Source organism: Planctomicrobium limosum (assembly GCF_051465645.1).
In the GTDB taxonomy this organism is placed as follows: domain Bacteria; phylum Planctomycetota; class Planctomycetia; order Planctomycetales; family Planctomycetaceae; genus Planctomicrobium.
In genome coordinates this window covers 3,334,997-3,357,997 of sequence record NZ_CP195790.1, presented here as the reverse complement: position 1 = coordinate 3,357,997, position 23,001 = coordinate 3,334,997, and the positions used below count along the sequence as shown (strand labels likewise).

Annotated in this window: 20 protein-coding genes and 2 pseudogenes; 12 read left to right on the top strand and 10 right to left on the bottom strand. The window is 54.7% G+C overall.

The window, feature by feature from the left end; all coding sequences use genetic code 11:
* Positions 1 to 52: 52 nt before the first annotated feature.
* Entirely contained in the window at positions 53 to 265 is a 213-nt protein-coding gene (locus tag SH527x_RS12610; RefSeq protein ID WP_437191035.1) for a hypothetical protein, read from the bottom strand.
* 124 nt (positions 266 to 389) lie between these two features.
* Here SH527x_RS12610 and SH527x_RS12605 point away from each other — a divergent pair, with 124 nt between their 5' ends.
* Both SH527x_RS12605 and SH527x_RS12600 read left to right on the top strand, forming a co-directional pair.
* On the top strand, positions 390 to 1,184 hold the full coding sequence (locus tag SH527x_RS12605) for a type III pantothenate kinase (protein WP_437191034.1): 795 nt from the start codon (positions 390 to 392) through the stop codon (positions 1,182 to 1,184).
* A gap of 35 nt (positions 1,185 to 1,219) precedes the next feature.
* Positions 1,220 to 2,350 carry a GTPase gene (locus tag SH527x_RS12600; protein WP_437191033.1) on the top strand — a complete coding sequence of 377 codons (1,131 nt, stop codon included), beginning with the start codon at positions 1,220 to 1,222 and terminating at the stop codon, positions 2,348 to 2,350.
* A 13-nt stretch (positions 2,351 to 2,363) separates the two neighbouring features.
* On the opposite strand, the gene mutM is transcribed toward SH527x_RS12600, so the two are convergent.
* Entirely contained in the window at positions 2,364 to 3,206 is an 843-nt protein-coding gene (gene mutM / locus SH527x_RS12595) for a bifunctional DNA-formamidopyrimidine glycosylase/DNA-(apurinic or apyrimidinic site) lyase (protein ID WP_437191032.1), read from the bottom strand.
* Positions 3,207 to 3,669: 463 nt separating this feature from the next.
* Here mutM and SH527x_RS12590 point away from each other — a divergent pair, with 463 nt between their 5' ends.
* The 5 genes from SH527x_RS12590 to SH527x_RS12570 all read left to right on the top strand — a co-directional run bounded on the left by SH527x_RS12590 (position 3,670) and on the right by SH527x_RS12570 (position 8,283).
* Positions 3,670 to 5,439, top strand: a complete 1,770-nt coding sequence (locus SH527x_RS12590; RefSeq protein ID WP_437191031.1) for a DUF1598 domain-containing protein — start codon at positions 3,670 to 3,672, stop codon at positions 5,437 to 5,439.
* Between the two features lie 207 nt (positions 5,440 to 5,646).
* Positions 5,647 to 6,387 carry a hypothetical protein gene (locus tag SH527x_RS12585; RefSeq protein WP_437191030.1) on the top strand — a complete coding sequence of 247 codons (741 nt, stop codon included), beginning with the start codon at positions 5,647 to 5,649 and terminating at the stop codon, positions 6,385 to 6,387.
* Between the two features lie 194 nt (positions 6,388 to 6,581).
* Positions 6,582 to 7,049: a transcriptional regulator NrdR gene (gene nrdR / locus SH527x_RS12580; RefSeq protein WP_437191029.1), complete on the top strand. Its 468-nt coding sequence runs from the start codon at positions 6,582 to 6,584 to the stop codon at positions 7,047 to 7,049.
* Entirely contained in the window at positions 7,042 to 7,494 is a 453-nt protein-coding gene (locus SH527x_RS12575) for a hypothetical protein (protein ID WP_437191028.1), read from the top strand. Before nrdR ends, SH527x_RS12575 begins: the two co-directional genes overlap by 8 nt.
* 33 nt (positions 7,495 to 7,527) lie before the next feature.
* Positions 7,528 to 8,283: a (Fe-S)-binding protein gene (locus SH527x_RS12570; protein WP_437191027.1), complete on the top strand. Its 756-nt coding sequence runs from the start codon at positions 7,528 to 7,530 to the stop codon at positions 8,281 to 8,283.
* Positions 8,284 to 8,413: 130 nt separating this feature from the next.
* Here SH527x_RS12570 and SH527x_RS12565 read toward each other — a convergent pair whose 3' ends face one another.
* Both SH527x_RS12565 and SH527x_RS12560 read right to left on the bottom strand, forming a co-directional pair.
* Positions 8,414 to 8,806, bottom strand: coding sequence for a hypothetical protein (locus tag SH527x_RS12565; protein WP_437191026.1), 393 nt, complete (start codon positions 8,804 to 8,806; stop codon positions 8,414 to 8,416).
* 232 nt (positions 8,807 to 9,038) lie between these two features.
* The gene (locus tag SH527x_RS12560; protein ID WP_437191025.1) at positions 9,039 to 10,067 is read right to left on the bottom strand and encodes a DUF1559 domain-containing protein; all 1,029 of its coding nucleotides are present in this window, start codon (positions 10,065 to 10,067) and stop codon (positions 9,039 to 9,041) included.
* 502 nt (positions 10,068 to 10,569) lie between these two features.
* On the opposite strand from SH527x_RS12560, the gene SH527x_RS12555 reads away from it, so the two are divergent.
* Positions 10,570 to 11,490: a sugar phosphate isomerase/epimerase family protein gene (locus SH527x_RS12555; RefSeq protein ID WP_437191024.1), complete on the top strand. Its 921-nt coding sequence runs from the start codon at positions 10,570 to 10,572 to the stop codon at positions 11,488 to 11,490.
* 324 nt (positions 11,491 to 11,814) lie between these two features.
* Here the strand turns inward: SH527x_RS12555 and SH527x_RS12550 are convergent.
* Positions 11,815 to 12,226, bottom strand: a pseudogene (locus SH527x_RS12550) (NAD-dependent epimerase); the annotation flags it as partial.
* On the opposite strand from SH527x_RS12550, the pseudogene SH527x_RS12545 reads away from it, so the two are divergent.
* The 3 genes and pseudogenes from SH527x_RS12545 to SH527x_RS12535 all read left to right on the top strand — a co-directional run.
* Positions 12,226 to 12,351 (top strand): annotated as a pseudogene (locus tag SH527x_RS12545) (NAD-dependent dehydratase); the annotation flags it as partial. The pseudogenes SH527x_RS12550 and SH527x_RS12545 overlap by 1 nt on opposite strands.
* A gap of 219 nt (positions 12,352 to 12,570) precedes the next feature.
* The gene (locus SH527x_RS12540) at positions 12,571 to 13,773 is read left to right on the top strand and encodes an alcohol dehydrogenase catalytic domain-containing protein (RefSeq protein ID WP_437191023.1); all 1,203 of its coding nucleotides are present in this window, start codon (positions 12,571 to 12,573) and stop codon (positions 13,771 to 13,773) included.
* A gap of 221 nt (positions 13,774 to 13,994) precedes the next feature.
* Positions 13,995 to 14,972, top strand: a complete 978-nt coding sequence (locus SH527x_RS12535) for a Dyp-type peroxidase (RefSeq protein WP_437191022.1) — start codon at positions 13,995 to 13,997, stop codon at positions 14,970 to 14,972.
* Between the two features lie 41 nt (positions 14,973 to 15,013).
* Here SH527x_RS12535 and SH527x_RS12530 read toward each other — a convergent pair whose 3' ends face one another.
* Positions 15,014 to 15,304 carry a metal/formaldehyde-sensitive transcriptional repressor gene (locus tag SH527x_RS12530; RefSeq protein WP_437191021.1) on the bottom strand — a complete coding sequence of 97 codons (291 nt, stop codon included), beginning with the start codon at positions 15,302 to 15,304 and terminating at the stop codon, positions 15,014 to 15,016.
* Between the two features lie 621 nt (positions 15,305 to 15,925).
* Between SH527x_RS12530 and SH527x_RS12525 the strand changes: the two genes are divergently transcribed.
* On the top strand, positions 15,926 to 18,619 hold the full coding sequence (locus SH527x_RS12525) for an excinuclease ABC subunit A (RefSeq protein WP_437191020.1): 2,694 nt from the start codon (positions 15,926 to 15,928) through the stop codon (positions 18,617 to 18,619).
* Positions 18,620 to 18,790: 171 nt separating this feature from the next.
* Here SH527x_RS12525 and uvrB read toward each other — a convergent pair whose 3' ends face one another.
* The 4 genes from uvrB to SH527x_RS12505 all read right to left on the bottom strand — a co-directional run bounded on the left by uvrB (position 18,791) and on the right by SH527x_RS12505 (position 22,967).
* Positions 18,791 to 20,764, bottom strand: a complete 1,974-nt coding sequence (uvrB, locus tag SH527x_RS12520) for an excinuclease ABC subunit UvrB (protein ID WP_437191019.1) — start codon at positions 20,762 to 20,764, stop codon at positions 18,791 to 18,793.
* 324 nt (positions 20,765 to 21,088) lie between these two features.
* The gene (locus tag SH527x_RS12515) at positions 21,089 to 21,826 is read right to left on the bottom strand and encodes a hypothetical protein (RefSeq protein ID WP_437191018.1); all 738 of its coding nucleotides are present in this window, start codon (positions 21,824 to 21,826) and stop codon (positions 21,089 to 21,091) included.
* Positions 21,823 to 22,032, bottom strand: a complete 210-nt coding sequence (locus tag SH527x_RS12510; protein WP_437191017.1) for a hypothetical protein — start codon at positions 22,030 to 22,032, stop codon at positions 21,823 to 21,825. Before SH527x_RS12510 ends, SH527x_RS12515 begins: the two co-directional genes overlap by 4 nt.
* A gap of 1 nt (position 22,033) precedes the next feature.
* Positions 22,034 to 22,967 (bottom strand): IS630 family transposase gene (locus SH527x_RS12505; RefSeq protein ID WP_437191016.1). Its coding sequence is split into 2 segments (ribosomal slippage): positions 22,034 to 22,627 and positions 22,629 to 22,967, totalling 933 coding nucleotides; the frame shifts between segments, so codons are not numbered across the junction.
* Between the last annotated feature and the right edge of the window lie 34 nt (positions 22,968 to 23,001).

Genomic DNA, 23,001 nt, shown 5'->3' with positions numbered 1-23,001 from the left:
TGATTCGTTAATGTGGCCTCAGATCTGATGACTCGGCTCAATTTGAGCAGAGTCAGGAGGAGTTGATCGATTCGTTGAATGTCGTGGGGTTTTTTGAATCGGGGATTTTTCCAGTAAATGCCGCTGTTTTGCGGAGTTGCTGCTGAGATGTCCCATTGGATCGGGCAACGCGAATCTGTTTTGCTTTTGGAGGGTAATGGCGTTTGGTTGCCAGAGTCGATACTTTTGGTTCTGGAAGCAGACAATCTGGCCAACGAGCCGGCATGAAGAGTCCAAAATGGGACGCTTCCACTTCCGTCGAGACGGCGCTCTGAGCATTGCAGTAGAGACGCACTCGATTTTGTTTGCTGGATATGAATTAGCATTTTAAGAGAGTCAGGATCTCCGTTGTGGCTGCGAAATGTCTGGTTGTCGATGCCGGTCACACACGAGTGAAGTTCGCTGCGTGTCGAAACACCGGTGACGGACAACTTCCTGTGATCGAGCAGTCAATTGCGGTGCTCTATGCCGACCCAATTGATTGGGCAACGATCGCCAGCTGGTTTGTCGGGGAGACGCATGTCCCTGCCGTTGTTGTCGGAACCAATCTGGAGAAAGCTAGACAGATCGTCGCAGCCTGGCCGAACTCACTTCCTGCTCCACGACTGTTCACCGAGAAGTTGTCTCTGCCACTGACGATTCAGGTTGACTACCCGGAGAAGGTTGGAATCGATCGCTTGCTGAACGCGATTGCCGCAAACATTCTGAGGGCTCCGAACCAGCCTGCGATTACCGTGGGAACCGGTACCGCGATTACCGTCGATGCGATTGACGTAAATGGCGTATTTCAGGGGGGAGCGATTCTGCCGGGCATTCTTCTGGGGGCGAAATCATTGCATGAGGAGACAACGACGTTGCCTCATGTCAATGTCTGGGATCTGCTGAAACACGAACCGGCAGTCATCGGCAAGAATACGGAAGCCGCGATTGCGAGTGGCTTATATTGGGGACATCTTGGCGCGGTGCGGGAAATGATCTCGCGACTCACTGACGTTCTGGTGACCGACTCGACGCTTCCTCCACTTGTTCTGCTGACTGGAGGGGCAAGTGGCATTCTGGCTCCGTACCTTCCTGGTGCTCGACTGGAAAATGAGTTGCCGATGCGCGGGCTCGCCGCGATCGCTGGTCAGATTCAGGCACCATGACATTCACGCCCAAGTCACCGTCTCTGATGGAATCAATGTCATCGCACCCAATGAGTGATGAGACCACCATGTTTGTCTGTGAATTGACCCCGCGCGGGCGTGGAGCTGTCGCAACAATTGGAGTGCGCGGGCCGCTCGACTTGCTCGATGGCGAGTTCTTTCCGGTCAATGGTCTGAGTGCGACGTCACAGAAGCAGCAGGCCGTTTGCTTTGGCACATGGGGAACCGTTTCCCCTGAAGAAATTGTCTTTCTCCGAACCGGCGAACATGCTGCCGAATTGCACTGTCACGGCGGAATTGCTGCCGTTCAGCGGATTCTTTCAGATCTGCAGCAACACGGGGCTGAAGTCATCACACAACAGCAATGGCGACAGATCGGGACGTCACTTGTGGAATCTGAGTGTGCAGAGGCACTCAGCAAGGCGACGACTCAAAGAACGGCTCATCATCTGTTGCGGCAACAGTCTCTCTTCCCGCAGGCTGTTGGTGCGTTACGGGAATTGTCAGGTGAGAAGCTGGTCGCTGCGATTGAACGACTTCTGGCTCACCGTGAGTTCGGGCGGCATCTGCTTGTTCCGTGGAAGGTCGTTCTCTGTGGACGTCCCAATGTCGGAAAGTCTCAGCTGATTAACGCACTCGTCGGGTTCGAGAGAGCCGTCGTGTTCGATATGCCGGGCACGACTCGCGATGTCGTTACCGCGGAAACTGCCTTTCGCGGGTGGCCAGTTGAACTCTCAGATACCGCAGGGATGCGCGAGACCGAATCTGAACTTGAGGCCGCAGGGATCGCCAAAGCAAAAACACGTCTGTCGGAAGCTGATCTGGTCGTTGTCGTTCTGGACTCCACCGCTGGAATCACCGACGAGGACCGGCAGTTATTGAGTCGTCTGCCTGATGCCGTTGTTGTCTGGAATAAATGTGATCTCCCTGTGACATCTGCGCCACCGTCAGGGGCACTTTCTGTCTCGGCAATTCAACATGAGGGGATTCCCGAACTGATCGAAAAGATTGTCAGTCGGTTGGTTCCTGCTGAACCACCCCTGGAAGCGGCATTTCCTGTGATCGATTCTCAGGTCACGCGTCTGGAAGCACTCTTGGTCTCTGCAAAGCAGAGCGACAAAACGCAGATCACACCGTTACTGAGCGAGTGGCTGGAAGTGCGCTAAGCGGAAGTCAGGGTTACGGCTTTTGGCATCTCGGACAATAGAACGTGCTCCGCTGTGCCTGGACAATCCGAACGATCTCGGCACGCTTGCAGGAGACGCACTGTTCTCCTTCGCGGGCATAGACGCGGTGCTTGTTCTGGTAGCTTCCGTCCTTGTTCAATGCGTTGCGGTAAGTTCCGTCTCCGAGCGTTGAGCCTTCGTACAGAATTGCTTCCTGCAGAATCGACAGCGTCGCCGAGAGAAGCCTGTCGAGCTGTCGCCGATTCAGTTGATTGGCCGGGAGGTCGGGGGCAATTCTCGCCAGATGCAGAATTTCACTCGCGTACAAATTTCCAATTCCCCCGATGAGCTTCTGGTCGAGCAGGGCCACCTTGATGGGGCGGCTGGTTCGGGAAAGAACTGAGACAAGGTGTTCGGCTGTCAACTCCAGGGCGTCTGGGCCAAGACGGGCAGGGCCGAGTTCGCTCTCGAATTCTTGAGCGGTCATCAGGCGGAGTGTTCCCAATCCGCGTCGATCCCAGAACCAGATGGAATGCTCTGTGCGGCCGGTTTTTAGCTTCCATTCAAATCGCAGGTGCTCTGCGTCCGGTGGATTGCCGACCAGCATCAGTCCTGTCATTCGGGGTTCAATGACAAAAGTGGTGCCGTTTTGAAGATGAATCAGTACCCGTTTTGCTTTTCGGGTCACCGCCTGAACGGTTTGTCCCTGCGAAGTTGCTCGAAGTTGAGGGAATTCCGGCTGGATCAGAATCGGCCGGCAATGACATGGGGGCAGGGCAACGTCGATGATTTTCGCTCCTTCGAGTTGGGAGCGAATTCCGCGAACCATCGTTTCGACTTCAGGGAGCTCTGGCATCTCAGGAGGAAAACTTAGCTGACGTGACAGGTGCAAATAGACCGAATCAGGGAGAAAACGGCCGGGAACCCCCAGGGATTGCCTGTGGAATATTCGCGCCAGACGGTGCGTCGGGTGTGATTGGTGTAATTAGGCCGGTTCATTATACCGGCTGTTCTTATTCTTTCGACCACTTTCCCTCACCCTGCCCGCGCAGAAGTCAATTCCTATTAATGTTCTTGACGATGGAATACGAGAAGACGATTCTATGGATAATCGTTTTCTGTGGGTTAACAGCAAAACGGGCGGACCTGCACCCATAAACTGACGTGCTGGTCTTCAAATTCACTTCAATCGTCTCGTGCAGCGAACTGTACGAGCGAGTTTTCATCGTTTTGGGACCATTTCCAGCTGCCTGACGATTGCAGACCGGACTGGGGCGTCCCTCAGTTGCCGAATTACGGCGTTGGCGGAGCGAATCTCTATGACGCGTGCAACTTTTGTTTTTGCCCGGTCAGAACATCAGACCGCACGTCTCCGAAGGAGAGTGGTCGCAGGTGCGACTGCTTTGTCGATGTTCGCTGGCTCCCTGAATCTTCAGGTGTTTGCTGCTGGACCGACTCCTCAGGCTGACGTTGCCGGGTTGCTTGCATCAGGTGAAATGGGGGCTGCTGCTGACGTTGCTGCCGCTCTCCCTGCAGACGGACGTGATGCACTGGTTCAACAGGTCATTGAGGCCCAGAAAAAGGCCGGCAACCCTGAAGCAGCCAAGTCACTGTTGCCGCTTCTCGATGAATCTCGCGGCCGTAAAGAAGCTGTTGCCGACATCGCTCGTGAGCAGGTGCTGAACGGGGGAACCGACGCCAGCTTGATGATGCTGGCGATGCTGATTCAGGCAGTTGTGAAAGGAAACTGGGAAGAAACCGACCCGGACCTGGCTCCATCTGTCTTCCCGTACCGCAGCGGTATCATGGTTGATCCAAACGGTGTGCTCGCCAGCAGCCTGAAGGAAGACCGTACCGGCCGTGTTGAAGCAATTCATACTGACGGTCGCCGTGCTCAGCTCAATGATGACCTCGCAGCTCCTTCAAACTTGCGTCTGGTCTCGCTGACCCGACTCGAAAAAGAAGTCGCTCTTCGTATGGCTCAGGGCAAATCCGCTACTGAGAGCATGAAGAATCTGGCTGGTTTGACCCGAATTCAGTTCGTTCTGGTTTATCCAGAGTCGAATGAAATCGTCATCGGTGGACCAGCTGAAGGCTGGCGCTATGGTCAAGACGGACAACCAGTTGCAATGGAATCCGATGCTCCAACGCTGCAACTCGATGATCTTGTGACCGTCATGCGGACATTCGATCGCGGTGGTGACGCCAACTTCTCCTGCTCAATCGATCCACGCAAAGAGAACCTGAAAGCTGTTCAGGAATTCGTTACTGAATCTCAGTCACGCGGTTCTTTGAGCCCGAACGCTGTTCGCGGCTGGGCAAACAAAGTTGGTCAGATTCTTGGAAATCAGGACATCTCTGTCGACGGAATTCCTGCAGACAGCCGTGTCGCTCGCGTCATGGTTGAAGCAGATTACCGCATGAAGCTGATCGGAATCGGCAAGCTGAACGGCGGACAGGAAATTCCAAGCTACTTCCAGTTGCTGGCCAAAGATCCAACCGTTGCTTCCGGAAATCTGGACGCACTTCGTTGGTGGATGGCCCTGCAGTGTGAATCAGTGGTGCACTCTGCTGACTTCACCGCATTCGAAATTCGTGGATCAGGTGTGAAGTGCCTGTCTGAGAATGAGTTCCTGACTGCAAACGGCGAGCGAGTTGCATCTGGCAAAGCCGAAGCAATCAACCGCCAGTTCGCTCAGAACTTCACTGCGAACTACGGCCAGCTCGCAAAGCAGGATCAAGTCTTTGCTGAACTGCAGGGGATCTTTGATCTGGCACTCGTTGCCGCAATGATTCAGAATCACCATCTGGATCAGCAGGCGAACTGGGATCGTGGAGTCTTCGCTGCAAACGGAGATTATCGCCCAGCGACCTTTGCAACTCCAAAAGAAACCCAATCTGTTGTGAATCACCGTGTTTACAACGGTAAAGACATTGTTCTGCAGGTTGCTGGTGGTGTTCGAGCCGATGCACTGGCTGTTCTGAACAACGAAACCGTTGCGACAGAATCAGCTGAAGTGAAGGTCACTGCCAACAAAGCGAAAGCGACAAACCTCCCGGCGAACCGCTGGTGGTGGGACGCTAAGTAACTTCGAATTGCAGACGGATTGGGAATGGAGTGGATCCCCGATATTGGGGTAAACATGAAATTCCTGAATGAGTTGAATTTGGTTCGATCCATGCTGCGAAATCAAATTTCTGCAGCGAATTCAACAGTCTGCATTCAATTGAAAACTCGAAAGACGAGGAAGTTCGCTTCCTCGTCTTTTTCTATTTCATTCCTCTGCCGATTGCTGATGATCTGCCTCTGTACTGCCACTCTGGTGCAGGCAGGCGACTTGCCGCAGGAATTGCTTCCCACAGTTCAACTGGCTTTGAAACCGGAAGGAGAGGGTTCTCCGGCCAGGCCTCCTGAGACGATGGGGGATGTCATCCGGCTTTGCTTGTTGCAGGCACTTTCAGAAGAGTTCGTCGACGAAAAGAATTGGGGAGACACGACTTCCAGATTTGATGGCGTTCGCGTTCGCGGATTGCGAATCTCCAAACGTGAACGGGATGTGAATCACGGGTTCTGGCATCGTTATAAAGCCAAGCTGATTCAGCCAGAGGAAACGTTCGACGTCCATCTTCATCAGGAGACCGGCGCAGATCAGTCGATTCGCTTTACCATTCAGATTGATCTGAAAGCACGATGCGAAACGACATTTGTGCTGTGGACATATGGAGTTAAAGGGGTAAACGGGACGACGACTTCGGATGCGAAACTGCAATTAAGACTCGTGCTTGATACGAAGCCGCAATTCAAGTTTTCGCTGGATTCTCCGTTGCCGCGACTCGAGTTAAGTCCTCAGGTTGCATCGCTGGATTTGAAACTGCGAGATCTTAATCTTCATCGAGTTGGCGTGATCGGCGGGAGTACGGCCACGGTGATCGGGGACGCTTCCCGAAAAGTCATTGAAGAGCTTTTGCAGCAGCAGGAAGGCCGCATCAAAAAGAAGCTGCAACAGCAGATTGATGAAATCGGGTCGCGCAGGTAGGCAGGATTGGTTTCGCCAGCACGAAATCTGAGTACGAGCGGTCCGAGTCGGGAATGCTCTTCGATGCGAAATTATGCTATTCTGGAGGTCTCGCTGCAGGCTTGAATCGCCAGCCGGTGATGCGTGAAATAGCTTAACTCTCAGTCAATCAGGATTATCTGCCAGCTTGTCGGCGGGTGAAGTGAGACGAATTCATGTTGTGCCCGTTCTGCCGTCAAGGCGAAAGCAAAGTGGTTGACTCTCGTGGCAGCCAGGAATTCGTGATCCGCCGCCGCCGTGAGTGTTTGCACTGCGGGCGCCGTTTTACGACCTACGAGAAGATGGAAGAATCACCGCTCAAGGTGATCAAGAAGGACGGTTCGCGGGTCCCGTTTGATCGAGAACGAATGCGGCAGGGGATTGAAAAGGCCTGCTACAAACGTCCGATCAGCCCTGATCAGGTTGAAAGCATCCTGAACAATGTCGAGTTCTGCGTTTATGAGACATTCGACCGTGAAGTCCCGTCGCGATTCATTGGCGAAAAAGTCTGCGAAGAATTGCGGCGGATTGATCAAGTGGCATTCGTGCGGTTTGCGTCGGTTTATCGCTCATTTCAGGATGTGAACGATTTCGTCGAGGAGCTGCAGACTCTGCGGCAGCGAAGCCAGCAGCATCATGATTGAGACAATGGTCGAGTCCATGATTGAGTCATTGCTGCTCATTGGAGATTCCACCGGGATGGAGGCTGTTGTCGCAGCCGTATCGGTTCATGCCGGAAGCATCTGCACAGTGGTTGATCTTCCTTCGGCTCAAACATTGGCTCCTCAGGCAGATCTGGTCATTGTTTTTCAGCATTCCCCTGACGAGTACCCTTTATCAGACATTTTGAGTTTGCTGAATGCCATTCCTCTGACGCGACTGATTGTTTGTCAGGGGCCCTGGTGCTCCTCGTATGGGCGAACGCGGCAGTATTGGCCAGCTGCGGTCTGTGTCGATGAGTCTCGTTGGTTGACACGGGTGGAGAAGGAACTGAAAGTGTTGTCTGGCGAATGTCTGCCGCTCCCCTGGACGGCCGGACTCGATGAAATTTTTGCGTTTGACTATGGGCCGGACGGGAAGCTGTCCTGAGTTTTTCATTCTGATATCGAGATAAAGGCAGTCATGCGAGTTGGCCTGTTCGTCCCATGTTATGTCGACCAGATGTATCCTGACGTTGGCATGGCGACGCTCGAACTGCTTGAGCAGTTTGGATGCACTGTCGATTACCCGGAAGCTCAGACATGTTGTGGGCAGCCGATGGCGAATACAGGGTGCATCGACGATGCGGCCCCTCTTGCCAGACGCTTCGTTGAGATCTTCCAGGAATACGACGCGATTGTCTGTCCGTCTGGAAGCTGTACTGCGATGGTGACCCACCATTATGAACAGTTCTTCCGAGAACATGATCCTGCTTACACAGCAGTTCAAAACAAAACGTATGAGCTGACCCAATTTCTGATTGATGTTCTCAAGGTGAAATTCGAGAACCGGTCGTTTCCATATCGCGTCGGGCTGCATAACAGCTGTCACGGGTTACGTGAATTGCGTCTGGGCAGCTGCTCGGAACGGATGGTGACTCTGGAGAATAAAGCAGAATCACTGCTTCGCCAGATGAACGGAATTACGCTCGTCGATCTGCAACGCCCTGATGAGTGCTGCGGTTTCGGGGGGACATTCGCTGTTGCCGAAGAGGCCGTTTCCTGCATGATGGGGAACGACCGGATTGCGGATCATCAGCAGGCCGGGGCGGAAGTGATCACGGCAGGTGACATGTCCTGTCTGATGCACCTTGACGGATTGATTCGCCGTCAGAAGAAGCCAATCGCCGTGATGCATATCGCCGAAATTCTGGCCGGGCGTAAGCCAGGTGGAAAATAGTTCGCTCTTTAAGCTGAACTGTCATCAGGGCGCTATCGGTTGAGATTCGCTTCTCGTCAAATAAAAAGACCACCTGCCGAGAGAGCGGGTGGTCTGAAATCCGTTGGTTCTTCGCAGTGTGGGAGAAGAGTTACTTCTCTAAAGCGATGTCGATGACGTTTTCACCGCCGGTCACTTCGAATCCCAGTCCTGACGTTTTTGCTGAAACGTACTTCTTCGGGACTTGATTTGATTTGTTCTCTGGTTGGCCTGGCTCTGGCGGCTGTTGATTGACTGTTACGGCATATTTCCCGATCGGCAATGTTCCGTCGGTCTTGTAAGTCCCGTCTTCCTGAGTCACCCCTATCGAGCCGGCCCCAAGCTCACTTGAGAAGAATTCGACAATCACAGACGAGAGTGGTTGATCACCAAGTGTGACTTTCCCAGTGACGGTTCCAGTCGGAGAAGTATCGCGGCCACTTCCGCAGCCCTGCAGTGAGCACAACCCGGCGACCAAAACCAAACTTGCCAACAAGCTTTTCATCGTAAGCATTTCCACAAGCTCCAAAACAGAGACACCGCTGCACAAACCGGTTGGAGAGCACAGCGGTGCTTCTGCGTCATCGTTTTCAAGAATTGATTCTTCAGACTCTCAACAATCGAGTCTCTCGCACACGAGCACCTGGAAACGGAGTTCTGGACCTGGCTGGTCTAGAACACCTTGCGAAATCATTTCCACGCTTCCGCTGCGCGGGCACTCGGTAGAGCAAACTGCTCTAGAACTCTCCTACAACCAGACCATCGTTACGAGCTGCGAGGCTTCTGAGTGTGTCCATGTCTGAGTTCTCAGAGATGAATCGCACTGCACCGTCTGACAGGAGTGCATGAATCCCGCCAGTGTGCATTGAGTTCCACGCGGTATTTGGATTGTAAGAGTTGGTTGAACCGGTCGAAGCACTCGTTGGGTTCAGTCTCAAGCGGAAGCTGGAGAGCCCCACAGACCAGACAATCGAACCAATTCCGGGAGCGGTTTGAGCGGTCGATGTCACTGGTGAAGGGAAGGTCGCGCCGATGTAGCCGCCATAATAGCCTGAACGAATATCTGAGGTTCCTACCATTCCGGACTGTTCGGCGACGATTAAGGTGTTTGATGTGCCGTCAGTACAGTCCTTCATCCGAACGCTGTAGTTCCACTGCAACATGCCGTTGTTGGTATAGATTCCGTAGCTGTTTGCGAATCCGACATTCTTCCCAACAGGAAACTCCGGGGCACTTCCGATCGATGCCCCTGCGACACCAACGTACATCGGAACCTGAATACGCTTCACATTTTGGGCCCCGCTCGGAAGTGGGGTTCCATTCGGATCCAGAGAGCTGGAAGGGCACGCGTAAATTGGCACGACGTGGCCGCCCAGCAAGTTGCTGTTCGTCGTCGAACCGCTCCCTGCAAAGTTTCGGGTTGCAGACATGAAGTCCAGCTTGTTGTAGAGCGCAGTCTGTTCAATCTGTGGGAAGAGATGCAGACGCCAGTTTGGAACGAGAAACGGCACTTCTGCTGTTGTCGATCCACCATTGGAACCAGGTGGGAAGGTGAGATGCGTGTCGTGATAGTTGTGCAGGGCCAGGCCGATCTGTTTCAGATGGTTCTTACACTGGCTGCGTCGAGCGGCTTCACGCGCCTGTTGCACGGCAGGGAGAAGCAGGGCGATCAGAATGGCAATGATCGCGATCACGACCAGCAGCTCAATCAGCGTGAATGCGCCTTTTGCCCGCCGATGCGTTTTTGCACCTGTTAACGTCAACATGAATACTCCCCTTATGACTAGCAAAAATGACCGGCCAATGAGTCTTATTGGAACTAGTGGTATACGATTCAGTCATTGGCGATACGATCATAGAAACGCTTTTGGGGAACTGCCAGCAGAAGAAGAGGACGTTCTAAGTGTTCACTGCTCTTGGGATTGAGTTTCTTGAGGCTTGGCGCAATGGAGTGAAAAGAATTGAGCAATGCCTGCGTTTTTGCCCGTAGGCTTGAGGCGGGGGGAACGAATATTTCCGGCGGGGAAATTATGCCAGAAGTTCCGGTTGAGAGATGAATCTTTAGGTGCTGCTTTTGTGGCGGCGGGCGGTACGAGTTGGGGAAGTTTGCAATCTGAGTTTCAGATTGCTGCTTAGTGAATTAAGCAGTATCGTCGGGCGCACAGGGAACGTGGCACAGCTGTGGATATTCTGCAGTAGTGAGAAGATTGTTTTTCTGTAATGCGTTCGTAATGTGGCCTCGATCAGTGATTCTGCTTTGGAGAAATCATGCGTCTCGACCGTCGCGAATTTTTGGGTAGCCTGGCTGGTGCAACATTCTTCGCACTTCAAAGCGGTCGTATCTCGACGGCCGCGGAAACGCCCGTGCCAAAGCTCAAGACGTCGATGAACTGCGGGTTTGATAACAAAATTCCGTTTGCTGAGGCAGTCGCCCGAATTAAGGACGTTGGGTTCGACATCATCTCGATCGACGGGGCAAAGTACTGTCAGTACGACACTCCAGAAGGGGTGTCTGCAATCGAGAAACTGCTGCACCGCTATAACCTGACGATCGACTGGATTCACGCCCCCTCTCCGCAAGGTGACCGACTCTTCTCGCTCGATGAAAGCAACCGACTGGATGGCGTTAAACAGTGCCAGAAAGCTCTCGACGCCGCTCAAGCGTTGAGCATTCCTGCGATGACGCTGCACCTGCTGCTTCCCTACGATATTCCGCACGATGAAAAGCGGGATCAGATGCTCTTGAATGGCATTGAAAGCGTGAAGGTTCTGGAAGAATATGCCGCCGCCCGAAAGGTGAAGATCGGGCTCGAGAATGGGCAGCGCAAAGACTACGACGAAGTCCTGACAAAGTTTCTGGGACATTTCACAAGCGAGACGATTGGTCTGACTTACGACACCGGACACGAAAACGTGAAATCACCCGGCTTCGAAATTCTTGAAAACAATCCGTCCCGACTCTGCATCCTGCACCTGCACGATAACCCGGGAGACGCTGACCGTCATCAACTGCCCTATGAGGGGAGCGTCGACTGGAAGAAATTCGGCGAAGTGCTCCGCAAGAACCCGCATTACACCGGAACTCTGGGACTCGAAGTGTTCTGCAGCGGCTCCCGTTACAAAGACGATCGCCAGCTTTTCCTCGTCGAAGCCAAAGAACGCGTCGACCGCCTCGCCACCTTAATCTGAGGTTGTCAGGACATCGTGCGTCAGTGCCGTGTGCGGAATCTTGCGCAAGAAATCCGTAACCGAGCGGAAGTTATGTTTATAGGATATGCATGTTCACTTTATTGGCGCGGTTTGAGCACGCCACCTCAAATTTGTTCCCTCGACAATGCCGCTCATCCAATCGCGTTGATCAGGGTCGGGGTGACAGGACACCGTTAGAACTTTTTGTCGCCGGGATTCTGGGCTGGGAAGCCGGGCTAAGGCGGCGGCTGGATGACGGAAGGCAATCATCCTTCTGATGTTACACGCCGCAGACAGCCTTTGGCTAATTGATCTCGCGAGACATCAAGAGCTGATTCTTTCGTCGCGAACCACATTGAGTCCTTCTCGAAATGTTGTGACGCGAAAATCGGGAAAACGCCGCTTGAATTTGTCAGTTACGAAGATGTTGACCACTTCATAGCGTGGCAGCAACTCCGAAGCGTCGCGGGCCTTCCGGCTCAATAGGCTGGCCAGCCAAAGCTGCCATCGCTTGAGAATCTTGTAGCGGCCAGGAACGCCGAGTATTTCCGCCGCCAGCCTGCTGAATTCGCTGTATGTCAAACCGTTGTCGTCGATGGGAAGGTGCCACGTCTGCTGGTAGGCATCGGGTGAGTTGCCGAGGACGGCCATCGCGCGGCTGGCGTCCGGGGTGTAGATCGGAACTCCGCAGCGTGTCGTCTCTCAGGAATACCCTCGCTTCCTTCCCGGACCTCAACCGAACGCTACGAGAAGTTCAAAGGCACGGAAGCCTCGCGCAAAAGTGTGGCGGCACTGGCCCACAGCAATATCGGCATGAACAAAACAAACACCGACGGCAACAAACCAGTTTTTTTGACGTAGTGGCTTTCAACCACGGTGCAGCACGCTCATCGGTTGCCATGAGCAACGCCAATGCACTGTGAACGCAAGTACGCGTGTTTCTCAGTCTTTTTGCTCAATCGCAGAATGTTCTTGCAAAACTCTTGTCCGGCCATATACTGGTGGGGAGTATCTGCGATCCGATCCATCGGGACGATTCTCATCCCAACCGGATCGCTCCATCTCAAAGGAGGATGAATCATGGCCAGTGGAAATCGCGTAATTACCTTTCAGGGCCCTCGGAAGATGGAGTTGCAGACTTTTGACTACCCCAAGCTGGTAACGCCGAAGGGAAAGAAGGCCAATCACGGTGCGATTCTAAAGATCGTGACGACCAACATCTGCGGCAGCGACCAACATATCTATCACGGTCGCTTCTCCGCGCCGAAGGGGATGGTGATGGGACATGAGATGACTGGTGAAGTCATCGAAGTCGGTCCGGACGTGGAATTCATCAAGAAAGGCGACATCTGCTCCGTACCGTTCAACGTCTCCTGCGGCCGTTGCCGCAACTGCAAGGAACGGCATACCGATGTCTGCCTCAACGTCAACGACGAGGTTGATTGCGGCGCGTATGGGTTCAACCTTGGTGGCTGGCAGGGTGGCCAGTCCGACTATCTGATGGTGCCATACGCCGACTGGAACTTGCTGGCATTCCCAGATGCGCAGCAGGCGATGGAGAAGATTCGCGATCTCACGCTGTTGTCCGACATCCTGCCGACAGGCTTCCACGGCTTGATCGAGGCCGGGGCAAAGGTGGGCTCGACCGTCTACATCGCCGGTGCCGGTCCGGTTGGACGTTGCGCCGCTGCGGGAGCCCGTTTGCTTGGGGCGTCTTGCATCATCGTGGCTGATCACAACCTGGCACGGCTGGATTTGGTGAAGAAAAACGGTTGCGAGATTGTCAATCTCAATCTCGACACGCCGGTCGCGGACCAGATCGAGGCGATCCTTGGTAAACGCGAAGTGGACTGTGGCGTTGACTGCGTTGGGCTTGAGGCCCACGGCAACGGTCCCGATGCGAACAAGGAACACTCTGACGCGGTCGTCAACACGCTGCTTGAAGTGGTGCGGGCAGGAGGAGCGATCGGCATCCCCGGTATCTATGCCCATCCCGACCCAGGAGCAAGTACAGAGCTGACGAAGCGTGGTCAGCTTCCCATTGATTTCGGCAAGGCTTGGATCAAGTCGCCGAAAATGACCGCCGGGCAAGCACCAATTATGCACTACAACCGGGATCTCATGATGGCGATTTTATGGGACCGGATGCCCTATCTGAGCGCAATGCTCAACACCGAGGTCATTAGCCTGGAGGACGCGCCGAAAGCCTACGCGACGTTCAGCGAGGGCTCGCCAAAGAAATTCGTCATCGATCCGCACGGGAGCGTCAAAAAGTCTGCATAAGCCTCTTGTGCAATTTCTTCGTGCAGAACCACAGTCGCAACGAGGTCTGAATCAGTTTATCAGCCGTCTCGAACCCGCCAATCGTTGCGCAAGTGACTGTTGGCGGGTTTCGAACTTTTGGAAGATCGTGCGAGTCGGTTCGGCGCTTGATCGCCCGGACTCGCTCCTAATGTCACCGAAGTGCTCGGCGGGTCGCTCCACAGTATTTTCTGAGTAATGAAATGATGACAGAGCGTCCAGTTCCACAGCCAGTCAACGCACCTTTAACGCGAGCTGCGCTCTTTCTGGTCGCCACCATTCACCCCGGTGCTGATTCGAGGGAGAGGGTTCGCTCATTGTGCAGTGACCTCTCTGCGCTCGCCCGTGCCGTGGGCTTTCGCGCAGCGGAGCCCGGTCTGTCTTGTGTGATGGGGATCGGAAGCGGAGCGTGGGATCGCATCTTCGGTCCACTGCGACCGAAGGAGTTGCACCCGTTTCGCGAGATCCTCACCCCAGAACGCCAGGCCGTCGCCACACCTGGCGATCTCTTGTTCCACATTCGCGCCCAGCACTTCGACCTTTGCTTCGAGCTGGGGACGCAGATCGCGACATATCTGGGAGACGCGATTTCCATGGTGGATGAGGTTCATGGCTTTCGTTACTTCGACGCCCGCGACCTCTTGGGCTTTGTCGATGGAACGGAAAATCCAACCGGACAGCTTGCGCCAGACTCCACGCTCGTCGGAGAAGAAGATACGGCGTTTACCGGTGGAAGCTATGTGATCGTGCAAAAGTACTTGCATGATTTGGCCGGATGGAACGCGCTCTCAACGGAGGAACAGGAGCGCATCATTGGCCGCGCCAAACTGTCGGACGTCGAAACCGTTGACGCCAAGAAGGCTCCGTACGCACACAATGTCCTTACGAAAGTCGTGGAAAACGGCCAGGAGGTCAAGATTCTGCGGGACAACATGCCCTTCGGCCGAGCCGGAGGTGAATTCGGTACCTATTTCATCGGCTACAGCCGTTCTCCCAGGACCATCGAGCAGATGTTGGAGAACATGTTCGTCGGCAAGCCCCCAGGAAATTATGACCGGTTACTGGATTTCAGCCGTGCTGTTACCGGAAACCTGTTCTTCGTGCCATCGGCCACTTTTTTGGATAGTGTGGCTGACGACACCTCACCTGCCATGACGGTTCGCGGGTCGTCCACTACCTAACTGCTCCCCTCCAACCTCGCGAGGACCGATGATCCATGTACTCATTTCATGTGGGTTCGCATGATTTTCATGACCGCCTCGATATCTTCAGCAACGTCATTGTTGGGGTGCCACTTCCCGGCTTCATCGACACTGCCGAATGTTGCTCGCAGGTAGCTCTCAAAGACCTCCGCTACCAAACCATTCGTCGCCCCCCGCATGGCGACGATCTGCTGCAACAAATCAGCACAATTTGTGCCCGCCTCGACGGCACGTATCAGGGCTTCCGCTTGCCCCCGAATGCGGCGAAGGCGTGTGACAGCCCGCTTCCTTTCTTCAGGTGTGTATGGCATGGAATTTCACAAGCTCCGTCTGAGGCGTCCTATGGGGCATAACTGCCATTAGAATTATAGGTCATTGCAACGACGGCTGATCACGCACTGGCAATGGGCCGTTGACAACTTAATTCAGCGATCAGACCGACGAGAATTTGATCGGCAAGCCCCCTGGAGCAAAAGGCGCGCCGCCACCGTGGGGCCGTCGATGCAGAAGGCCCATCCTGCCGCTCACCGCCGTGTCGTTCCCGCGTCATCGAATCGTCCCTGCGGAGTGCTCGAAATCCTCTATCGACGGATTCTAACGAACCGTTGCCGTGCGGAGGAGGCTGACAGCAATTCTTCAACCGGTTGATAAGCCTCAACCATTCAAGTGCAGGCAAGAGAAGCCCGCACGGTCACCTCGCGCGTAATTCGTTGCTCGAACACAACTTGGGCTTGCCAACTAGCCCATTAACCTCATTCGGGGCCAGTTTTTCAAGCGAGAATCGCGAATCCGGTGCCGAATGGTATTCATTCCGAGTAGCGGCAGGGCGTTCTTGAACAGCGAAACACTCTATTTGCCTATTCACAGCCGGAGTCGTACCATACCAAGATGCACATACTCCCCCACAGTATGCCTGAAGGACGCTCCAGCACATGCAAGACATCAGAAACTCATCCACCCCATCGGCCGCTGCTCGCAATGAACTGACGGAACGATCCGATTGCGTACAGGTGCGAGGCGCGCGTGAAAACAATCTGAAGAACGTGAATGTCGACATTCCGCGCAACGCGTTCGTTGTGTTTACAGGAATCTCCGGCTCCGGCAAGTCTTCGCTCGCATTCGGCACGCTCTACGCCGAAGCGCAACGCCGATACTTTGAATCAGTCGCTCCCTACGCGCGGCGATTAATCGACCAGGCTGGCGTTCCGGAAGTGAATTCAATTACTGGTTTGCCCCCCGCAGTGGCACTTCAGCAGCAGCGGAGTTCTCCGAACGCACGGTCGTCAGTCGGCAGTGTCACGACGCTGTCCAGCCTGGTCCGCATGCTTTACTCCCGCGCGGGCGAATATCCGCGAAATCAGCCGATGCTCTATGCGGAGGATTTTTCGCCGAATACTGTGCAGGGGGCGTGCCCAACCTGCCATGGACTAGGGAGGGTCTACGATGCGAACGAAAAATCGATGGTGCTCGACGATTCGCTGACTATTCGTGAGCGCGCGATCGCGGCCTGGCCGCCAGCGTGGCACGGCCAGAATCTACGCGATATTTTGGTATCGCTTGGGTACGATGTCGACACTCCTTGGCGCGATTTGGCGAAGAAGGACCGCGATTGGATTCTGTTCACGGACGAGCAACCGACCGTACCGGTGTACGCGGGCTTCACGCCGCAGGAAACGCGAGCCGCCGTCAAGAGCCGTATGGAGCCGAGCTATCAGGGTACGTTCACGAGCGCCCGCCGCTACGTCTTGGAGACGTTCGCCAATACGAAAAGCGCGTTGATGAAAAAACGCGTGTCGCGATTCATTGTCGGCCGAGACTGCTCGACGTGTCAGGGGAAGCGGTTGACGCGCGCAGCCCTATCGGTGAAGTTTGCGGGGCTCGACATCGCCGAACTCGGGGATCTGTCGTTCCTAAAACTCAGAGCACTGCTAACGCCCATCGCGCATGGGCAACTCGGCGTGGGCGGTGCAAATTTATCGGACCACGTTCTCGGCAAGAAGGCTCGCACGGCCGCCATCGAGCGTCGGGTGGCTGCAGGCGGATCGGCGCATAAGAGTGCTCCGGATGTGCGACGCACTCCAAACCTCTCTGAAGAAAAACTCATCGCGGCCCAGCGATTAGCTTCTGAATTGCTCGAACGCCTCGCGCCGCTCATCGATCTTGGGCTCGGCTATCTTTCGATGGACCGCAGCACGCCGACGTTATCGTCGGGCGAATTGCAACGCCTGCGGCTGGCCACCCAATTGTCCTCGGAATTATTTGGCGTGGTCTATGTACTCGACGAACCATCGGCGGGGCTGCATCCGGCGGACGGTGAGGCATTGCTCGCAATCCTCCAGCGACTCAAGTCCTCGGGCAACTCGCTCTTTGTGGTCGAACATGATCTCGATCTCATCCGCCAAGCCGAATGGCTGGTGGATGTTGGGCCGGTCGCTGGCGAGAAGGGGGGAAGCATTCTTTACAGCGGGCCGCCCGCAGGGCTGAACGATGTCGATGCCTCAATAACGCGTCGCTACTTATTCGACATACCGACTACGGTTGAGCGGACGCTGCGAGTGCCTAGAGGGTGGTTGCTACTCGAAGGCATGAGACGCAATAACCTGCGTGGCATCGACGTGGCGTTCCCAATTGCCTGCTTGACCGCTGTCACAGGAGTTTCCGGCTCGGGCAAGTCTAGTCTCGTTAGCCAAGCTTTACCTGAACTGGTGAGCGAGCGTCTCGGGCGGCCACTTGCTGCTCCAGACGAGGATGAGGTTGATTCACTGCTCATAGACCGTCAATCAGCCGCTGAAGGGCGTATTGTGGACGGCATGGAACACATTCGCCGCCTTGTTCAGGTAGACCAGAAGCCGATCGGGCGAACGCCGCGCTCGAATTTGGCAACCTATAGCGGCCTGTTCGATCATGTTCGTCGTCTTTTTTCCGAAACCCCGATGGCAAAACGTCGGCGCTACGGCGTAGGCAGGTTCTCGTTCAACGTCACTGAGGGACGTTGTCCGACCTGCGAGGGTGAAGGCTTTGTGATGGTTGAGTTGTTGTTCCTCCCTAGCGTCTACGCGCCCTGCTCGACCTGTCACGGCACCCGGTACAATCCGCAGACGCTCGAAGTCGAATGGCACGGCCGCAACATCGCACAAGTGCTGGAGATGACCGTCGACGAAGCTTGTCGGTTCTTCGGCGATGAACCGCAAGTGCTGCGGCCGCTCGACGTGCTACGCGAGATAGGACTTGGCTATCTGCGACTGGGGCAGCCCGCGACGGAACTCTCGGGTGGCGAAGCGCAGCGGATCAAGTTGGCGACCGAACTCCAACGCGCGCAGCGTGGCAATACGCTGTATATTCTCGATGAGCCGACTGCTGGCCTTCATCCTGCCGACATCGATCGGTTGATGCATCATTTACAAGGCCTCGTCGACGCCGGTAACACAGTAGTCGTCGTCGAACACGACATGCGGGTGATCGCACAGGTGGACTGGGTAATCGATCTTGGTCCTGGAGCGGGTGAAGAAGGCGGCCGAATCATCGCCAGTGGCACACCCGACGAAGTCGCCAACTTGGCGGAGAGTCCAACTGCGGTGTACTTGAAACCGGCCTTAAAGCTGAGCCACGATAGAAGCAACAAGTAGCCGATGTCCGTCAAAGATAAACGATCGAGCACATAATTCTGTCAAAAATGAGCGTTGACATTCAACGCTCGCGAACGATGCAGAGTTTCCCGAAATGACAAGTCTTGATTTGCGTTCAACTTGACGGCATTCCGAGCATGCACTCTCGTTTTTGGTAACCAGGACGGCCTGTCACACGTAGATGAATTGGCGATACAGGCGGTCCAACCGTCGGCGGATTTTTTCCCGCTGGCTCTCGTTGCCAGCGTCATCCGCGACAAGAAGCTGTTGCTCCTGTTCAGTGATTCGATCACATAGCTCTTCGAGACTCTTGCAAAACTCAGCGGGATGGGTGAACGCCTTGGCTTCTTCATCTCCTTCAGCCGCCAGCTTTCTCACGGAAGAGGTCGGAGTGATGTGATTCGCCTTGTTGTATGCGATCTGCCGTTTTCGGCGACGGTTCGTTTCGTCGATTGCCTGTTTCATCGCCGGAGTCGTAGTATCCGCATAGAGGATGGCCTTGCCATGAACATTGCGAGCGACACGACCAATCATCTGAATCAGCGCCTGGGCGGAGCGCAAGAAGCCCGCACGGTCTGCGTCGAGGATCGCGATCAACGCGGCTTCGGGAATGTCCAAGCCTTCCCTTAACAGGCTGATACCGATCAGCACGTCGAACTCTCCGGCTCGCAAACCATTCAGGATTTCGGCCCGTTCGGCAGTCTTGATATCGGAGTGCAGGTAGCGAACCCGATAGCCTTTGCTTGCGATGAATTCATGAAGCTCCTCCGCACTGACTTTCGTGAGCGTCGTAATCAAAACACGATTCTTCGCCGTTACGCAGTTTTGAATTTCGGTGAGAAGGTCATCCATACTCCCCTCTAAGGGGCGAACCTCCACTTCCGGGTCGAGAAGTCCGGTAGGCCTGACAATCTGATCGACCACATCTTTTGAGACTTTCAACTCATACTCGCCCGGCGTGGCGGAAATGAAAATGGTCTGCGGCTTGATCGCTTCGAATTGCGCAAAGCTCAGCGGGTGATTGTCCTTGGAGGACGGGAGCCGAAACCCATAGTCGATGAGAGTGTCCTTACGGCTCTGGTCGCCTCGATACATCGCCGCGATCTGCGGAACCATCACATGCGATTCGTCGACAAACAACAGCCCGTCTTTGGGGAGGTAATCGAGCAAAGTAATCGGCGGCAGTTGGGGATCACGTCCGCTCAGGTAGCAGGCATAGTTTTCAACTCCGGAGCAGTAGCCAACACTCCGTAACATTTCCACGTCATGGGTCACTCGCTCATAGAGCCTGTCCGCCTCGGCGAGCCGATTTTCGCGAGTGAGTTGCTCCACGCGTCCTTCCAACTCTTCCTGGATCTTCGCCGCAGCCGTCTCCACCTGGTCAGTCGAAGGCGAAAAAAGTGTTTTCGGCGATACCAAGTACTGAGTGCATTCTTCGAGGTGCTCGCCAGAAACAGGGTCAATCCACTCAAGGGAGCTAACCTTACCTTTGGACAAAGTTATGCGGATGGCTTTGGACTCGGAATCGGCAGGGAAGGTATCGATCACATCACCGTCGATCCGATAGGTTCCCCGCTTCAAAGTCCGCCCAGCTTGGCCATATGACAGCCGTTCCAGGCGTTGGATCAGGACATCCTTTTTGTAAGCCATGCCCGGCGCAAGTGGTACCTGGAGCGCCCGATAGGCTTCCGGATTACCGAGACCATAAATGGACGACACCGAGGCAACGACGATGGTGTCGCGGCGCTCGATCAGGGACTTGGTGGTGGAAAGTCGCAGCCTTTCCAAGTGCTCATTGATCGCCGAGTCCTTTTCGATGAAGCGGTCACTTCCGGGAACATAGATTTCCGGCTGGAAGTAATCGTAGTAGGAAACGAAATACTCCACGGCATTCTCGGGAAAGAAATGCTTCATTTCGTCATAAAGCTGCGCCGTGAGAGTCTTGTTCGGTGCGAGGATGAGCGTGGGTCTTTTCAGGCGATGGATGACGTTCGCCATGGTGAACGTCTTTCCCGAACCTGTGATGCCCTTGAGGGTCTGATGTGAGGCTCCCGATTCGATACCGGCGATTAGCCGAGCAATCGCTTCAGGCTGATCACCTGCCGGCGTATTGTGAGAGTGGAGAATAAATGTTCCAGTTGACATAGAGGTTCACCTTACTGCTTATACGCCTACGTCACAACCTTACAAGTCCTTCTCGGGCCTGCCAATTGAATTCGGCCAAAATATCAGGGAGGCTTTGGGTATGACTACCTTTCGCCGCAGCGGGCGGATCTTGTTTGGTAGCAGTCTTTTCTCGCTTCGCAGCGACTTTCAGTATTTGGTTGACCTTCGTGCGGCGCAATAGCATCAATCGTCACCGCTCTGGTCGTGTGGGCTACCGGAAGCAAGTGGAACGCAACCACTAGTAACTGACATCCTGATCCTTTCCACACACGTTGCGACGCACTTCTGACTCATCACAGCACCTCAGTTGATCGGTTTCCTGCGGGACTGCCGCTTGACTGCTTTCTTCTTTGCGACCGCCTGTCTCGCGGGAGGGTTCTCCGGCCGCAACGGTGCGTTCGGGTCTCCCGCCATGAACAGGTGCTGGATGACAAAAGGGAGGGTCTGGCCATTGCGCCGATGGCGGGTTTCGCGTACCCGGCCATCCGCTGGACGCCTTGTAGATGCCTGAAAGCCATCGTCAGCGTCCATTCCCAGTTCTCCCAGACTCTCACGAATGTTGCCTTCAACTCCCGTGACCGCTCTTGCAACATCCCCATCCAGAACGAATGCGAGCATACCGCCGTGACGAACGGCACTGGCGTACTGGCCTCGCACAAAACGCAGCATTCCGAAACGCACGTATTCGGCGAAGTACGGGCGAACGCCATCCGTTCCTCGGACATTGAGCCGCTTACATTCCAGCGCAAAATAGATGTTCTCTCGTGGATACATCGGGGAGAACACGATGTCCATTCGGCCTTGATCCTGCCCTGCGGCCGGATCAAGTTCCACCAACTGAGTGTCGATCCGAAAGGGAAGGTCGCAACTGTTTCTTGATTGCCGAAGCGCCCGACACAAGCTCTCCGATACCGCGTCTTCCAACTCGTTTCCGGCAGGTGGCGGCATGCTTTCCCAAGTTTCGATCACCAATGTGAGTATGTCAGGCACTTGTGTTTCGATGAAATCGACCCACTCTTCGGGCGATCCTAATGCTGTCATGCGCCCTCCTTTGAGGGTCGCATCAGGATCGTCCCCGCGATTTCGTCGGCGTCGTTCATTGCCGCCGTTTGAGTCCAGTGCCGCTGACTGATTGGCTTCACGACATAAAGTTTGTTCTTGTCGAAGACCAGCAGACCCCGCACTACATCAAGCGTCGCCAGTTTTTGGGGATATACCTTTCTGAGATGATCTAGAGCAATTTGCATTTTAACTTCCCCTGTATCCGCAACTCAGGAAATAGTTTCGGCATTCATTGGGAGTGAAGGTTTCGATGAGGGCTCCGATTCGCTTCCAGAGGTTCTCAATGGTCCGTTCGGCGAATTTGCGGAGGAGTGCTTTCAGCTTCGAGAACGCTTTCTCAATCGGATTGAAATCCGGTGAATAAGGCGGCAGATAAAAGACGCTGGCCCCGACCGCTTCAATGGCTTGAATGACTTCTGGCTGTTTGTGACAAGGGAGATTGTCCAGCACCACAATCTCTTTGCGATTCAATGTCGGAACCAGACACTGCTGGATGTACGCCAGAAATGATTCCCGATTCATGGGGCCATCCAGCACCATGGGGGCCGTCACGCCGGTGCAGCGGAGTGCGGCAATGAATGTGATCGTTTTCCAGTGCCCATGTGGCACCTGACTGCGGACACGTTCCGACTTGTTCCCCCAACCGTAAAGTCGGGCCATCTTCGTGTTGGCCCCGGTTTCATCGAGAAAGATGAGCCTCTGCTGGGGCTTGGGGCGAACCAGAATCCCCCACCAGCGACGCTTCTCTTTCACGTCAGGACGTTGCTGTTCTGAGGCGTGCAGAACTTTTTTTGAGCCGGATTCCCCAACGACGCAAGGTGCGACTCAATGCTGAAACAGAGATGGCCAACCCTAACTGATCAATCAGGGACTGCAACGTCAGGCTGGAATTGTCTGCAATGGCCTGCCTGATGTCCGCTTGACGATGGGCGACTTTGGATTTTCGCCCCACTCCAGCACGGATCGGTTCGAGAGATCCGGTTTTCTGACGATGGTGAATTAGGCTCCAAACTGTTTTCCGGTCGACCCGATACGTGCGAGCCACCTGAGACTGACTGACACCCTGGTCAATCGCTTCCAGTATCCGACGCCGCAAATCGACGGAGAGTGCATTCGACATAATGGTCCTCCATGACGCGACACACTCTCCCAAA

Coding starts and splice junctions, on each gene's coding strand:
- SH527x_RS12560 (WP_437191025.1), bottom strand. CDS start 10,067: ATGTTGACGTTAACAGGTGCAAAAACGCATCGGCGGGCAAAAGGCGCA.
- SH527x_RS12590 (WP_437191031.1), top strand. CDS start 3,670: ATGACGCGTGCAACTTTTGTTTTTGCCCGGTCAGAACATCAGACCGCA.
- SH527x_RS12515 (WP_437191018.1), bottom strand. CDS start 21,826: ATGACAGCATTAGGATCGCCCGAAGAGTGGGTCGATTTCATCGAAACA.
- SH527x_RS12555 (WP_437191024.1), top strand. CDS start 10,570: ATGCGTCTCGACCGTCGCGAATTTTTGGGTAGCCTGGCTGGTGCAACA.
- SH527x_RS12600 (WP_437191033.1), top strand. CDS start 1,220: ATGTCATCGCACCCAATGAGTGATGAGACCACCATGTTTGTCTGTGAA.
- SH527x_RS12610 (WP_437191035.1), bottom strand. CDS start 265: ATGCCGGCTCGTTGGCCAGATTGTCTGCTTCCAGAACCAAAAGTATCG.
- SH527x_RS12525 (WP_437191020.1), top strand. CDS start 15,926: ATGCAAGACATCAGAAACTCATCCACCCCATCGGCCGCTGCTCGCAAT.
- uvrB (WP_437191019.1), bottom strand. CDS start 20,764: ATGTCAACTGGAACATTTATTCTCCACTCTCACAATACGCCGGCAGGT.
- SH527x_RS12540 (WP_437191023.1), top strand. CDS start 12,571: ATGGCCAGTGGAAATCGCGTAATTACCTTTCAGGGCCCTCGGAAGATG.
- SH527x_RS12535 (WP_437191022.1), top strand. CDS start 13,995: ATGATGACAGAGCGTCCAGTTCCACAGCCAGTCAACGCACCTTTAACG.
- mutM (WP_437191032.1), bottom strand. CDS start 3,206: ATGCCAGAGCTCCCTGAAGTCGAAACGATGGTTCGCGGAATTCGCTCC.
- SH527x_RS12570 (WP_437191027.1), top strand. CDS start 7,528: ATGCGAGTTGGCCTGTTCGTCCCATGTTATGTCGACCAGATGTATCCT.
- nrdR (WP_437191029.1), top strand. CDS start 6,582: ATGTTGTGCCCGTTCTGCCGTCAAGGCGAAAGCAAAGTGGTTGACTCT.
- SH527x_RS12575 (WP_437191028.1), top strand. CDS start 7,042: ATGATTGAGACAATGGTCGAGTCCATGATTGAGTCATTGCTGCTCATT.
- SH527x_RS12510 (WP_437191017.1), bottom strand. CDS start 22,032: ATGCAAATTGCTCTAGATCATCTCAGAAAGGTATATCCCCAAAAACTG.
- SH527x_RS12530 (WP_437191021.1), bottom strand. CDS start 15,304: ATGCCATACACACCTGAAGAAAGGAAGCGGGCTGTCACACGCCTTCGC.
- SH527x_RS12565 (WP_437191026.1), bottom strand. CDS start 8,806: ATGAAAAGCTTGTTGGCAAGTTTGGTTTTGGTCGCCGGGTTGTGCTCA.
- SH527x_RS12585 (WP_437191030.1), top strand. CDS start 5,647: ATGATCTGCCTCTGTACTGCCACTCTGGTGCAGGCAGGCGACTTGCCG.